Raw genomic sequence first — 14979 nt, 5'->3', positions numbered from 1 at the left:
AGGAAATGGCGACACGTGACTTTAAACGTTAATTAATTTATAACATGTCATCTTTTTAAACTTTCAAGGACTCATCATGAAAAAACTACTCGCCATATTTCTATTAGTAATCGTCGCGCTAGGCGGCGCAGCCTATTACTACTTAGGTTCCCTTAACTCGATCGTTAAAGAGCAAGTTGAAAAACATGGCTCTAGTGCGTTACAAACAACCGTTAAGGTGGGTGGTGTTAATATTAAGCTGCTAGATGGTCTGGGCGAAATCACGGGGTTTTCTATCGCCAACCCTAAAGGTTTCAGCTCTGCGACGGCGATTGGGTTTGATACGGTTAGACTCGATATTGGCACTGAAAATATTACTGAAATGCCGATCGTTATTGAAGAGATCTTAATTGACTCCGTAACAACACTTTACGAGCTGGACGCTCAAGGCAAAGGTAATTTGAACGTATTACTTGACCAGATAAAAGCCCAGAGCACTCATACAAAATCTGAATCTAAAGCGTCTGCTGATGAGTCTTCAAGCACATCTGATATTCGCATCGTCGTTAAAAAGCTAGTGGTTAAAGATACACAGCTTGCATTAGACCTAACGGCACTAGGACAAAAAAGATACGATGAAACCCTGCCCACCTTCAGTATTGCTAATATCGGCGGCAGCGAAGGTTTACCACCTGAGCAATTAGGGCAAGCGATGGGTCAACAAATTTTAGATCGTATTGTTAAGCAGGCTAAAGCCAAGCAAAAAGATAAGCTCATGGGTCAAGCTAAAGAGAAGCTATTAGAAAAACTGGACAGTAAAGACGGCGAGAAGTTAAAGGGCTTACTGAATAAATTTGGTAGTTAACCCGCACAAGGCAACACCAAGGGCTCTCGATTGAGGGCCCTTTTTTTGTCCAGTCTATTCTGCGGTGTTCTATTTTACCCTTTATGATTCGGTTTAAACTGAGTCGCTTCTATGCCATATTTTGCGAGCAGTTTATAAAAATCAGTACGGTTACGCTGTGCAATTTTGGCGGCATTTGCAACGTGGCCTTCTGTCATAGTCATGAGTTTATTCAAATAATTTCGTTCAAACTCAGCTCGTGCATCACTAAACGATGGCAAATAGTCGGATTGATGTTCTAGCGCTTGAGCCACTAACGAGACGGGTATAATCGGCGTTGTCGCCAAGGCGAGTGTTTGCTCAACGACATTAATGAGCTGTCGAATATTACCCGGCCAAGGGGCTGCAATCAGCATTTGCATCGACTCTGGTGAGTAACCTTTAATTTTTACGTTCTTTTTACGGTCGAGCAGATAGCGTACTAAGGCAGGTATATCTTCTGCACGTTCTGCCAGTGAGGGGATTTTCAGTTTGACTACTTTCAGACGATAGTAAAGATCTTCTCTAAACCGCTGATGCTCCATAGCCTCTTCGAGGTTAAAGTGGGTTGCAGAGAGTATTCTTACATCAACCGGTATCGAACGAACACTACCGACGGGGCGTACTTCTCTGTCTTGCAGTGCTCTGAGCAGCTTTACCTGCAAAGTGGTTGGCATATCGCCTATCTCATCAAGAAACAGCGTACCCCCATCTGCAGCCAAGAATAGACCTGTGTGCTCGCTAATCGCACCGGTGAATGCGCCTTTTACGTGGCCAAACAGTTCAGATTCCAATAAGTGCTCAGGCAATGCGCCGCAGTTTAGGGCGATAAACGGCTTGTTATGTCGAGGGCTAGCCTTATGAATGGCTCGAGCTAATAGTTCTTTACCGGTTCCACTGGGGCCCGTAATTAATACACTTACGTCACTTTGAGCCACTTGGTGCGCTTGCCCTAGCAGCGTCTCCATCGCCTCATTATTCGTTACGATCTCTGAGCGCCAATCTTCATTTATTTGTGACGTTTGCTGCAAAGCCTCTCGAATGGATGATAGAAACTCATCCCGATTAATCGGCTTGGTAATAAAGCTAAACACCCCTTGCTGGGTGGCCGTCACGGCCTCAGGAATAGACCCATGAGCCGTCATAATAATAACCTGCAACCCTGGCTGTAGTTGCTGAATTTTGCCAAACAACGCTAAGCCATCAATACCTTCCATTCTCAGGTCGGTTATCACCAAATCTACACGCTTTTTGGCAATCCATTGCAGCGCCGATTCACCGCTATCAACACAATCCACTTGATAGTTTTCGGTTTCAAGGCGCATCGATAAGAGCCTTAACAGACTGACGTCATCGTCCACTAATAGTATTTGAGGGACTCGTTTCATCGTAATACCTCAGGCTCAACATTGTTTGCTCGCGTCTTCATTCGGTGCTCTATATTAGTAAGCGCTTCTATTTTTTTATCTAGCTCTGCATTTTCCGCTTTTTGTGCCTCGATCGCTTTGTTTTGCTCGTTAATTTGGCGTTGCAATAGCACCACTTCTGACTTTTGTTTTTGCAGCATTTGATTAAGTTTGAGTATATAGTCGACGAGTTCATTGGTTTCGCAGCCACTCACCTCTTCTTGGTTTAACGGCAACTGATTTATGATTAAATCTTCGGCCTCTCTTAAGTCTCGATAACTGGCTTCGCTGTGTGTTAGCAGCATGGCCCGTAACAACACCTGCTGAGTGTCTTCTGGCGTTTCAACAACATTAAGTGCTTCCGCCCGTTTTTCAGGCGATAAAAGGAATGCACTTATCCAGTCATCTGAGTCTAAGTCTAGTTCACAAACAGCCTGAGTACGCTCAAACACCGTTGGCGTCGTTAGGCCTGTCACCTGTTGATAGGTACTGCAGGCGGTTAAGCCCAATACCATCAAACCAATATAAACCACGTTAAATCTCATGAATTAGTTACCTTTTATCTTGAGAGACTTTGTTTGCGAGATATGTTTCATCCGCGTTAGTCGCCACATAGCTGCTATCGGCATCATAAGGGCTATCCACTTCATAGGAGCTTTCCATCTGATAGGTGCAGTCTTTTGATACCAACGGCACCTGCAATTGAAAACAAACCTCTGCCTGAGGATGCTCGACTAACTGTAATGTACCGCCATGCATAAGCGCATACTCTTTTGCTACCGACAACCCTATACCAGACCCTTTAATCGTGCCTGATCTAGGCTGACGCCCCTGCTCAAAAGGCAGAAATATACGCGCTTGATCTTCTTCAGGTATGGCAATGCCATGGTTTGCGATTTGTAATATTAAGTCTTGCTCAGTGGCCCACCAGCTAAGCCACATTCTGGAAGGGGGTAAGCTGTAGTAAGTGGCGTTGGATATCAGATTACCTAATAACGTACGCAGCTTTACTTTATCGGCAGATACCATCAGTTCATGGCCATCTAAGCAGTAATGAAGATCTGCACGCTGAATATCCAAACGGTGTTCGCGAAGCACTTCATCGACGAGTTTTCGCAAATCAAACTGGCTCACAAGAATACTTCGCTGATGCTTCAAACCATTAAAATCTAATAAGTTCTCGATAATCCGTTGGAGTTGAAGCCCTTTGTCTTGCAATATCATTACGATCTCTCGCTGAGAGTCAGTTAAAGGGCCCAATATCTCCTCTTCCATAAGGTCAGCCCCTTCACGAAGACTGGCAAGCGGCGTTTTTAATTCGTGAGACATCTGCCTGATAAAGCGTAGCTTTTGTTCTTCAAGTGCTTGCAATCTTGATTGCAGCCACTGTAGTTTTTCGCCTAGGTTATTTAACTCTCGAGGCCCATAAACATCGAACTTTTTCGGTTCCTGACCCGAACCTAATTGTTGGATAATCTCTTCTAACCGCTGTATTGGACGTATGATCAAAAACGTAAACAGTATGCTCATAGCAATACTCAGAGGGACTAAACTCACCCCCTGCCAAAGCAAGGTTGATTTTACTGAGGCCGCATCAGTCGCCAACTGCTCTGATTGTTGCTGAATAAGTTGCTGTGTTTCTTGTACTAACTGCTGGGTATGTTTGGTCAGCAATTCAAAGTCTAACAGTGCCACTCCGTAAACGTCTGAATCATAAGGCGCTTCGCTTAATGTAGCGATTAGCTCATTCGCGCTGCTGGCCAGCGTTTTACAGAGTACCTGTAGCTTTTTAGCGTTTTGTTCTTTGCAGATTCCTTCGAGATCGGCCTTAAACCGTGACTCTGTTACCTGAAAGATCCCCTTTAGCTTGGGATCACCTAATACTTGGTACTGCCTTGCAGAGTGCTCCATATCGAGCACGGTACCGGGTAGGCTTTGGCTACTTTTGGCCAAAGAAACAATTTCAAGTGTTGCCAACCGCCCTTTCATAGACACATCTTCAAGTGCCTGCATCGCTTGTATCAATAGCGCAGCCAACGGCGTCAGTACCAAAACAAACGAAATGACGACCAATTGTAATAACGAACGTGGACGAAATAGCATGACAGGTTTCTGCATATATAGCTGAGTCATAGTGAGTTAGTATCCAGCCGAAACACCGTTATTGTAACTTTTGTCATCCTCGCGAAGGCGGGGATCTAGCGTTTTGGTGTAGCGTCAAGTCATCGATTCTTGCCTTCGCAGGACTGACAGTCGCTTCTGGATGGATACTCGTTAGTTTAAAGCGTGTTAATGCCGTCACCTAGCTATTAAGACAGTTTCTTGCCGAAAAATATACTGTCGCAATATCAAGACACGTAACTTATTGTTTTATAATAACTAACAACCCAGTCAGAACAAAAGCGTCGCGAATTTGCGACAACAAACAAAGAATATCGCCCATCAAAACAGTCACAAAATCACTAACATACTGAATAATAACAACTAATTATAGTTGGCACCTATTTCGCTATATATATCCACAATGAGTTGAGGTTTCTCAAACTCTTGGACGTTGTAACTATATTATGGAGAAAGATTATGGATATTCGTATAGCCGCTACTGCATTAGTTCTCGCATTTAGCACGGGCGCCGTTGCTGAAAATATGGCAAAAGAAGCGTTACCACAGGCATCTCAAATTGAAGAAGAGTTTTCTGTTCTTGATACAGATAACAACGGAAAGCTAACTCAGGAAGAAGTCAGCATCAGCCCAGAGCTTGCTAGTGCGTTTGTAGAGTTAGACGCAGACAGCAATGGCGATATTGATATGAGCGAGTATGTGCAATTTCAAAGCCCAGCAACTGCAGCAGGTGTTCCAACACCTCCTTCAGAAGTAAAAGCAACACCTGCACAGTAATACCGACTGAGTCATATCGACTTAGCCATATCAATTTAGTACCAGCGTTACCCCGTTAAGCTGTCGCTAGCAGCTTAACGACAGTTCTATTCTTTTTAGCACCCTTTTTCACTGCCTTGGCGATTTCCCCTTACAAGGCAGTTTTTTATTTCTCTTCAAGTACCCTCTTTAATTAGAAACAGTTAAACCAAAGTAACGTTAAGCTAAAGGAAAGTTAAAGGCGATCGTAAAGTGAGTCGGCGTTTGGTGCTTCGTCATAGTAACCCCATGCGCATTTAGCACTTCATTGACGATATCTAAGCCAAACCCCACAGAACCATAAACACTTTGAGACTCTAGGCTTTCGTTCTCTCCGTTTTTAACCACATTATTGGTGATTTTTATTTCGCAGCCTCCGTTTTCTTCTTCGGCACTCAATAAAATATAGCTATTTTCGGGCGAATACTTAACCGCGTTGATTAGCAAATTGGTTAACGTTTGATGCATTCGATTGGCATCACATTCGACCTTTAAAGATGCATCACAGCTATATTTTACGGCGACATTTGAATCTAAGATAAAGTGAGAAACTGAATTTACCGCTTCTTCAAGCATCGTTTGTGCACACACCACTTGCTTATCCAAGGTGATCTTGCCGGTGCCTAACGCTGCATACTCAAGTATTGATGAAACAAGCTCCAAAGCCTTTTCTGCAGGGTCAACTAACGCACGCACAATATCTTGTAGGCGTTCTTTACTTAGCCCTTCTCTCATGGCCAATTTAGAGAGGCTGATGATAGACCCCAGCGGGTTTCTCAAATCATGCGAAACGTAACCCACAAGGCGTTTCATGCGGTCATTCAATGCGACCAATTTATCATTATTATTTCTTAATAAAATGAATGCGCCAATTGAGTTAGCCATTAACTTAATTAGATTGTGCTCTTGAATCGAGAACCCTCTAACTCTTGGTTTTATTGATGTAAAGTTCAATGTACCAAACAGTTTTTCGCCCACAAAAATAGGGGCAGAAAGATAAGCTTCTAATTTAAGGTTCAGATAAACAGGATGGCAATTCATAAACGCTAGCGCACCCACTTCAGGAAACCCCAACACTTGATGACTACGAACAACTTCACGACAATAGGTATCATTGAGCTCAAATACCTGCCCTTTTTCTAGTTCCTCTAGCGGGCTCACCACATCACACACGTGGTAGCGTCCATCCTCATCAATTTCACTGACGATCCCCGTTTCTAAACCAAAAACATCGATACCTGCTATCAAATACTCTCGGATGAGGTCATCAAAGCTATCAAATTTGTTTGCTGTCAGTAAATGAATTCGCGTTAGGTTATTAAGCATCGCTCGCAGTTGATCAACTTCAGGCATGGTGGCATCCATGTCTATATAAGCCTGATCATCAACAAATGAGGGGTATTTCATACACGAACTCCGCAAAACCTTTATCAATCATGACATTATAGCAATAGTCAGGTATTCCACACTAATTCAGGTCATATTACGATAAATTATCTTAATCTCTTAGATAAAGCCTATTTTGCCCTAATCCTCGCCTAACAAAGCTATCAAGATAAATAGCTTTAAAAAAAAATAATGCTCTATACTTAATATTATATTAAACATCATTCTAGGTATGCAGAACTTCAAGGGTACACTTTTGGCACTTTCACCATTAGATTCAACGGCTTTATTGCACAACCTTCAAACGGGCGTTGTCGTTCATGCCGTTAACACTGAAATAATCTATGCAAACCCGCAGGCATTAAAACTATTAAACTTGAGTGAAGCGCAAGCTTGTGGTGTAACGGCGTTTGATGATCAATGGCACTTTATCGATAAGTTCAATCGTGCTATTCCCCCTGAACAGTTTCCCGTTAACCGAGTTATTCGCACCAAAAAAACACAATCTGGCATAGAAATAGGTATCTGCGATAGCGCTACCAAAGAGGTGACATGGGTTCTATGTAATGCATACCCTGAACTGACTAGCAATAACGAAATATCACAAGTCATTGTTACCTTCTTAGATATTACACAACAAAAGAAAGATATTTCATTTGAAGATATCGTTGGCTTAGCCAATGACATTATTATAGTGACGGAGGCTATGACAAGCCCAGACTCAGAAGAAACAATTGTCTATGTAAATGAAGCCTTTACAGCGTTAACGGGCTATACAAAAGAAGAGGTTATTGGTAAAACGCCCCGCATCCTCCAAGGTGACGAGACAAGCGTTAATACTAAGAGAGAAATCAGACAATCGCTCGATCAACACTTAGCAATACGGGCCCAGCTTATTAACTACTCCAAATCGGGAAAAAAGTATTGGCTGGATATGAATATATTCCCGTTAAAGAATAACGTTGGTGAAGTAACCCACTTTGCAGCCATTGAGCGAGATATTACAACACAAAAGAATAATGAAGATGCTTTAAAAGAACAAAGCATCCGGGACTCCTTAACCACATTATTCAATCGGCGTGGTTTTTTCGAAGTTGCGAACTCCCATATCATTCAATCTAAAAGAAAGCGCTCTCCGCTAACGGTTGTGATGATAGATATTGATCATTTTAAAAAAATTAACGATCAATATGGGCATGATACCGGCGATAAAGCCCTCCAGCACCTTAGCCTATTGATGAACGCATATTTCCGGAAAAGTGACATTATTGGGAGGGTGGGTGGAGAAGAGTTTGCTGTTTTAATGCCTGATTCAGATATAGATGCCGCCGTCAAAAGGACTCAAGAGTTCCTAGTATACTTGTCAAAACACCCGTTATATATCGACACTCATGGCACAATAGCATTCACCATAAGCGCGGGCGTTACAGAGTTAAATGAGTCTATTCAAGATGCATCAAATATACTCATAGAAGCAGACTTGGAACTTTACCAAGCCAAGCATGCAGGCCGAAACCGAGTGTCTTATTCAAAAAAATCTCTTAATAACTAAATCCACAGAGCGATCTTATATTCGTTTAACCTACTAACGTTGACGTTCAACCCAGTTAACCACATCGGCAAACCGATAAAATTCAAGCGCGCCAAAACCAGGTAATGATCGCGCTTTAAGACGCGTAAAAATAGGCGTTGTCAGGCCACATAGAAAACGGCTAATCAATACCGTTGAAGCGGCATCACCGAGTTTTATCACTATCTCTTGGCTTAAGCGCTCAAAGTCAAACTGCTCAAGAGGCTTTAAATTAGGCGCGGGAGGCAAAGAGGCCGAATAGCCGCGACATACCGAACAATGGCCACAATCAGACTGTAGTTGATGATCAGCAAAGTAAGCCGCCAACTGCCTGCTTAAACAAGTCTCACTGGTAAAAAACGCCACCAACTGATGAATACGGTTAATCTCACTCTGCTCTTTTGATCGAAAACGCTCAAACAGCGAGGCCGCCAATGACGATGGGTCAACGGTGGGGTTTAATACGTCATACACTTGTGTCATCTGCTTCGTCTGCAGTTCAATCATACCCTGCTCATCAAGATACCCTAACGCAGTTAACGCACGACTACGCTCGCTGGGGTAAGCCTGATTAAGGCGCTCAAAATTTACCGTTGCCCAAGTGCGGGCTTTATCAGATGATTCAACAATCGCCTTCACAAAGGCTTGCCGTTCACCCTTAAAGCGCGCGATCACCTCTTCTTGAGATTGCAAAAACTTGTACTTATATTCTGCGAAATAACTATAAACCGGTTTAATGATTTCAAATATTTCGAGATACACCAGCAGTGTTTTAAGGCTCAGTGGACGTATATTGGATTGATTCGATAGGCTATTGAGCACCATTTCCCATTGCGGTGTACCCTGCCCGGACGGTTGAGTTGAACTGCTGAGGATATCATTCAATGCATACTGAATAGCAGAAAGTTCTGGGGTGTCGCCATAGACAAAGTTTTCGAGCACATTGAGGTTATCCCCATTGGCCAACACTAAACAATCTGATGGCTGACCATCACGCCCTGCTCGACCGATTTCTTGTGCGTAGTTTTCGATCGATTTAGGTAAGTCGTAATGCGCCACAAAGCGGATATCACTTTTATCAATGCCCATGCCAAAGGCAATGGTCGCTACGATAATACCCAACTCCCCCGTCATAAACTGTTGTTGAATCGACTGGCGTCGCTCACTGTCCATGCCTGCATGATAAGCCTGAGCCGGTATATTCAACTGCCTAAGCTGTTCAGCCACGTGTTCAGCGGTTTGTTGCAAGGTGACGTAAATGATACCTGATTGATGCGTTCGCCCATTAAGCCACTGACTCAAACAGGTTATTTTATCTTCGGCTTTAACCCCTTGAACGTCTAAATTTAAATTAGCGCGATAAAAGCCTGTTAGGGTGATGTCGTTAGAATCAATACCAAACTTCTGCCCCATATCTTGGATCACTTGCGGGGTAGCGGTCGCGGTCAGCAATAAGGTTTGCTTGATATTAAATTCTTGTCGGTATTGCGGCAATTTAAGATAGTCGGGCCTGAAGTTATGCCCCCACTCAGAAATACAGTGAGCTTCATCAACCACCAATAAAGAAATCGGTATTTGTCTCAGAAAATGGCGAAAGCGTTCATTATTGAGTCGCTCGACCGAGATCATCAAAATCTTTATGTGCCCTGAACGAACGCCGTTCATCACCTCAACAGACTCTTCTCGACTCTGAGTTGAATCGATACTCGCCGCCTTAATGCCTTTTTGGGCGAGAAAGTCTAACTGATCGTGCATTAACGCTAATAAAGGCGAAACCACTAACGTGAGATGCGGTAAGTAAAGTGCTGATAGCTGATAACATAAAGACTTACCGGAGCCCGTCGGAAAGATGGCCGCCGCACTTCTACCCTCGGTAATGGCTTGAACCACCTCGGCCTGACCTGGGCGAAAAGACGAAAAACCAAAGTGTGTTTGTAATAGCGCGTGTAAGTCAGCAGTCATATTTCTAAAGCCTTGTTGAAACAAAATAGCTAATAAACAAGGCCCAAGAAGCCAGCAGTAAGATCCAAGGTAACGATTTAGCGCGAGCAGGAGGCTCATCCACTGATGTTAATTCTGCTACATCAGGTTTTGCATTAGCGGCTTTTTTGAGTTGTTTGTTAAGCTCACGAGATTTGGCTTTCTGCTGTTTTTTGTAGTGCTCAATGCCTTTTTGAATGCCCTGAGAGATCAATTTGCTCTGTTCTTTAGTTTGTCCCGGCTTTTGAGTAGCACGCGCGATTTGCATCGCTTCTTCTTGGGTTTTCTCAGAAACTGCGGGGTGTTTTTTTGAGTATTTAGCCATGAGGGGTAACGTATTCCACTAAAGAAACTAGATGAATTTTTATGATGGCATTCTAGCAGAAATTAGCGGCACTAGAGGCGAGTAATAACGGAATCCGGTCATTTAATCTAGGCTGAGTTAACAATCAACGGCTACTCAGGTGTTGCAAACAAACAGCGGCAGCCGTCGTTCGATTTTCTACCGACAGTTTACGATAGACGGGTTCAAGGTGTTTATTGACGGTGCGTGGGCTCATTGACAGAATCTGCCCTATTTCACGGTTGGTTTTTCCTCTGGATACCCAGAATAGAACCTCAGATTCACGCTCGGTAAGTTCAAACCGTTCTTTTAACGTCCCACGTGCTACTCGCTCATCGTCGTCTAACAAGCGCATAAGGTATTCCCCAGGAGAGGGTCTGCCCAACAAATTCACCTGCAAAGGTTTGTTGAGCCCCTTTAACTGCAAACTGCTATGTTTTTCTGGGCTATGACTTAGCCACGTTTTTACCTGATCAGGTAACTGCGACGTCATCCACGCCTGATCATCACTACTCGAAGCTAACAGTTGTCGCGCTTGAGCCGTAGACCAAACAACCCCGCCATGAATATCACACGCAAACGTCAACTGCCCCACTTCATCCAATGCAACCTTGGCACTTTTTGTCATGCGCGCATTATTCAAGTGCACCTTCACTCTCGCCAACAATTCGTCTAACTTTACCGGCTTATTTATATAATCAACACCCCCTGCTTCGAGTCCTTTAACAACGTCCTCACTTTCACTCAGTCCCGTCATAAAAACCACAGGTACATCACTCAATTCACTATTCTTTTTAAGCGCCTTACAGGCTTCAAAGCCATCCATATTAGGCATAATAGCATCCATCAAAATGATGTCTGGCGCCATACGACCTGCTATGGCTAACGCTTGTAAACCATCCATGGCGACAAAGACCGTATAACCCGCACCCACCAATGATTCATTAAGCATACCCAGTGCGTCAATTGAATCATCAACGACGAGAACAATACCTTTCGACTCGCTTCCGGTCATTACATCAACCCCTTTTTACTCATGCTAATAATGTCCGAAAATTGATAACTGTCTAGATGCTGTCTAACCAAATCAACAAACGGCATTGCACTACCCGACTGTTCAAGTCGCGCCAGTATCTTGCTAATCCCATCAACGAATCCTAACTCTGCCATCGCTATCAACTCTCTCAAGTCATCACCCGAGACACCTTGGTAATGTTCAAGATTGATACACTGTATATTCTTTTCAACAGCCTCTGGTTTTGTAGCCATAGCGCTCACAGCCTTATAAACCCAAGTAAGATCGAGCACTTTTGCAATTTTTTCGAGTAAAACGGTGTCGCGAATAGGCTTCGTTATATAATCATCATTTAATCTAACGGCGGTATCCTCCTGCATCGTCACATCAGGATTTTCATAGGCATCGGCCGAGACCATAATAATCGGCACCGTAACACCCTGCTCTCGTAAGGTTTCAACCAGTGACCACCCATTCATGTCTGGCATTGAGATGTCTAACAAGAACAGATCAATATCTGCGAGATTATCAGCACGAAGGCAACTCAGTGCGTCTGGAGACTCAAGCACATAAAACCCTAAAGGCGATAAAATTTCACTGATAAGTCCTCTATGAAAGGGCTCATCATCAACCACCATTACGGTCTTTTTCTTCCCTTCGTAGGACACGATAGGTTTAACGGTATCTAAACGAGCGTTAGGGTTGTCGACACTCGATAACATCAACGCTAGTTTGAAGGTGCTACCAACACCCAATTGACTAGTCAGCTCAATATCCCCACCCATCACCTCCGTTAATAACTTACTGATTGTTAAACCAAGTCCCGTTCCAGTAACCTGTGGATACTGGGTACTTCGTACACGCTCAAAAGGGTCAAAAACACGTTCTATATCATCTTCCGCTATGCCCATCCCGGAATCTGAGATAGTAAATTCAGCGACTTGATTTCTATATCGAACCTCCAAACGAACCCGCCCCTTTTGGGTGAACTTTACGGCATTTGACAGTAAATTAATTAATATCTGACGAAGATGCTTTTCATCAACCACCACCACATTCGGTAACCGACTTTTTGCGACATACTCGAACACAATGCCTTTCGCTTCTGCCTGTATTCGAAACATTTCAATCAGCTCATCAATCAAGCTTTTCAATAACACATGATCCCGTCGAAACTCTATTCGGCCCGCTTCTATCCGTGAGATATCCAGTAAGCCTTCGATTAAATCTGCAAGGTGATCACCACTGCGTCGAATAATATTAACTTTCTTGAGCTGCGTATCTGTCAGCGCGGTATCTTTTTCCAAGATTTGAGCGTATCCCAACAGTGAGTTAAGCGGACTCCTTAGCTCATGGCTAATGCCGGTCAGATAACGGCTTTTGGCCAGATTGGCCGCTTCGGCTATTTCTTTTGCTTGCTGTAACGCCTTGTCGGTCATTTTGTGTGCACTCACTTCTTTACTGAGTAACTCCATCTGCCGTTGTGATTCTTCTGACGCCAACTGCCGGCTTTCATTTGCCAATACAAATAACCATACCAGCACCCCGACAATGATCATCAAGATAAAAAACAACTGGAAAAGCGTTGAAGAAATGAGCCCCTTAAACGCTGCGCTACTATCGGGAATTTGTAGGTACACAAGAGAAAACACAGTACCAATAATGCCCGCAATCAGCAGCAGTAGCCCTGAAAACTGTAATAGTCTGGCATTCATCCTAGAAACCACCTGCCGAGGTAGGATTATTGATACGAAGTGAGCTAATTGATCACCCAAGCGAGCCTCTGTTTTACATTGGTCATGACAGCGTGCATCTAACGAGCAACAGAGAGAGCAGATCGCCCCTCCGTATGCTGGGCACAACGCCATGTCTTCCGTTTCAAAGTTGTTTTGGCACACCTTGCAAGCGACTACGCCATCTTGGCTGTTGAGTTCTGACGCCTTACGCGCAATGTAGTATCGCCCTTGGGTGGCATACGCAATAATAGGAGAGGCCAAAAAAGCGGTGAATAACGCGATATAAGGCGATAACGCCTGAGCCAACTCACCAAACTCACCCGAATACGCGGTAATGCCCAGTATTGACGCCAAGAGCATCGCGCCAACACCCACGGGGTTAATATCGTATAAATGCGCGCGTTTAAACTCTATATGTCGCGGGCTGAGCCCCAGAGGTTTGTTAATCACTAAATCAGCCACCAGCGCCCCCACCCAAGCAACGGCAATACTGGAGTAAATACCTAAAATATTTTCCAACGCTGAATAAACACCGAGCTCCATAACGAGCAACGCAATCATAACGTTAAACACCAACCAAACCACTCGCCCTGGGTGACTATGGGTCAAGCGAGAGAAAAAGTTAGACCAGGCAATTGAACCGGCATAGGCATTGGTGACATTAATCTTGATCTGGCAAATAACCACAAAGATACCGGCTAAGGCGAGTGTCACCATCGGTGATTGATTTAAATAACTAAAGGCGACCAAGTACATCTGTATAGGGTCATCAGCAACAGAGGCCGCTATCCCATTATTGATAGCCAGCACAGCCAAAAAAGAACCTGCCAAAATTTTAAGCGCCCCGACAATAATCCACCCTGGGCCTGCCGATATAAGCGCGACCCACCAGCGCCAGCGATATTTTTTATCGTCTTGAGGTAAGAACCGTAAAACATCAACCTGCTCACCTATTTGTGCCACCAATGAAAATAACACGCCCGATGCTGCACCAAAGAAAATCACATTAAAGGATTTGCCCTCTTCTGGTGCAATACCGTTAAACGACGCCCACTGCCCTACCGACGACCACTCATGCCATAAAATAAATACAAAAGGCGTTAACTGCAGCACTAGCCATATTGGCTGACTCCATAATTGAAAGCGGCTAATGAGGGTGATGCCATGAGTCGCCAAAGGGATCACCATTAGAGAACTCATTAGATAGCCAATACTCAGCGGCAAACCAAACAACAGCTCTAGGGCCGAGGCCATGATAGCGGCTTCAAGCGCAAAAAATATGAACGTAAAAGAGGCATAAATCAGTGATGTAATGGTCGAACCAATGTAACCAAACCCAGCACCACGGCTTAATAGATCAATATCAACGCCATAACGCGCCGCATAATAAGCAATCGGTAAACCTGTTAAAAAAATAATAAGCGAGACCACCAAAATCGCGGCTAACGCATTATCAAACCCATAATGGACGGTAATAACGCCGCCAATCGCCTCTAATGCCAAGAATGAAATTGCACCTAATGCGGTATTGGTCACTCTACCGACAGACCACTTTCTTGCGCTTTTGGCGGTAAAGCGTAAAGCGTAATCTTCTAATGTTTGGTTAGCCACCCACCGGTTATAACGGCGACGATGACCGGATACATGCTGCTCACTCATTCTCGCTGACTCCAAGATACAATCTCTAGCGATGTTTAAGTATGATTTTTAGATAACTATCATTAACTTTTAGATAACCATCAGCAATTTTTATACCTACTTATGA

The 14979-nt window shown here is 43.9% G+C and carries 11 protein-coding genes; 3 read left to right on the top strand and 8 right to left on the bottom strand.

The annotated features are described in order from the left end of the window. Nucleotides 1-76: 76 nt before the first annotated feature. Complete coding sequence (locus NKI27_RS03365) at nucleotides 77-844, top strand: AsmA family protein (RefSeq protein WP_265048288.1); 768 nt, start codon at nucleotides 77-79, stop codon at nucleotides 842-844. A gap of 74 nt (nucleotides 845-918) precedes the next feature. On the opposite strand, the gene NKI27_RS03360 is transcribed toward NKI27_RS03365, so the two are convergent. Genes NKI27_RS03360 through NKI27_RS03350 form a run of 3 tightly spaced genes read right to left on the bottom strand, consistent with a single transcriptional unit; the run spans nucleotide 919 to nucleotide 4401 of the window. After that, nucleotides 919-2250, bottom strand: coding sequence for a sigma 54-interacting transcriptional regulator (locus NKI27_RS03360; RefSeq protein ID WP_265048287.1), 1332 nt, complete (start codon nucleotides 2248-2250; stop codon nucleotides 919-921). Further along, the gene (locus NKI27_RS03355) at nucleotides 2247-2813 is read right to left on the bottom strand and encodes a hypothetical protein (protein ID WP_265048286.1); all 567 of its coding nucleotides are present in this window, start codon (nucleotides 2811-2813) and stop codon (nucleotides 2247-2249) included. Before NKI27_RS03355 ends, NKI27_RS03360 begins: the two co-directional genes overlap by 4 nt. A 7-nt stretch (nucleotides 2814-2820) precedes the next feature. Further along, complete coding sequence (locus NKI27_RS03350) at nucleotides 2821-4401, bottom strand: sensor histidine kinase (protein ID WP_265048285.1); 1581 nt, start codon at nucleotides 4399-4401, stop codon at nucleotides 2821-2823. A gap of 447 nt (nucleotides 4402-4848) precedes the next feature. On the opposite strand from NKI27_RS03350, the gene NKI27_RS03345 reads away from it, so the two are divergent. Then, nucleotides 4849-5166, top strand: coding sequence for an EF-hand domain-containing protein (locus NKI27_RS03345; protein ID WP_265048284.1), 318 nt, complete (start codon nucleotides 4849-4851; stop codon nucleotides 5164-5166). Nucleotides 5167-5364: 198 nt separating this feature from the next. Here NKI27_RS03345 and NKI27_RS03340 read toward each other — a convergent pair whose 3' ends face one another. Continuing rightward, nucleotides 5365-6591: a GAF domain-containing sensor histidine kinase gene (locus NKI27_RS03340; protein ID WP_265048283.1), complete on the bottom strand. Its 1227-nt coding sequence runs from the start codon at nucleotides 6589-6591 to the stop codon at nucleotides 5365-5367. Between the two features lie 235 nt (nucleotides 6592-6826). Here NKI27_RS03340 and NKI27_RS03335 point away from each other — a divergent pair, with 235 nt between their 5' ends. Next, the gene (locus NKI27_RS03335; protein WP_265048282.1) at nucleotides 6827-8122 is read left to right on the top strand and encodes a sensor domain-containing diguanylate cyclase; all 1296 of its coding nucleotides are present in this window, start codon (nucleotides 6827-6829) and stop codon (nucleotides 8120-8122) included. Nucleotides 8123-8155: 33 nt separating this feature from the next. Here the strand turns inward: NKI27_RS03335 and NKI27_RS03330 are convergent, their stop codons facing one another. The 4 genes from NKI27_RS03330 to NKI27_RS03315 form a co-directional block, all read right to left on the bottom strand. After that, nucleotides 8156-10102: a RecQ family ATP-dependent DNA helicase gene (locus tag NKI27_RS03330; RefSeq protein ID WP_265048281.1), complete on the bottom strand. Its 1947-nt coding sequence runs from the start codon at nucleotides 10100-10102 to the stop codon at nucleotides 8156-8158. A 4-nt stretch (nucleotides 10103-10106) separates the two neighbouring features. Further along, nucleotides 10107-10445: a DUF2956 domain-containing protein gene (locus tag NKI27_RS03325; protein WP_265048280.1), complete on the bottom strand. Its 339-nt coding sequence runs from the start codon at nucleotides 10443-10445 to the stop codon at nucleotides 10107-10109. Nucleotides 10446-10569: 124 nt separating this feature from the next. After that, entirely contained in the window at nucleotides 10570-11478 is a 909-nt protein-coding gene (locus tag NKI27_RS03320; RefSeq protein WP_265048279.1) for a response regulator transcription factor, read from the bottom strand. Then, a complete protein-coding gene (locus NKI27_RS03315) occupies nucleotides 11478-14873 on the bottom strand; it encodes a hybrid sensor histidine kinase/response regulator (RefSeq protein WP_265048278.1) in 3396 nt (1131 codons plus the stop codon). The genes NKI27_RS03320 and NKI27_RS03315 overlap by 1 nt, the downstream gene beginning before the upstream one ends. Nucleotides 14874-14979 lie beyond the last annotated feature (106 nt).

Source organism: Alkalimarinus alittae (genome assembly GCF_026016465.1).
GTDB classification, from domain to species: Bacteria; Pseudomonadota; Gammaproteobacteria; order Pseudomonadales; family Oleiphilaceae; genus Alkalimarinus; species Alkalimarinus alittae.
Note: the sequence above shows the minus strand (reverse complement) of the source record. Positions and strands in the feature narration are given on the sequence as shown.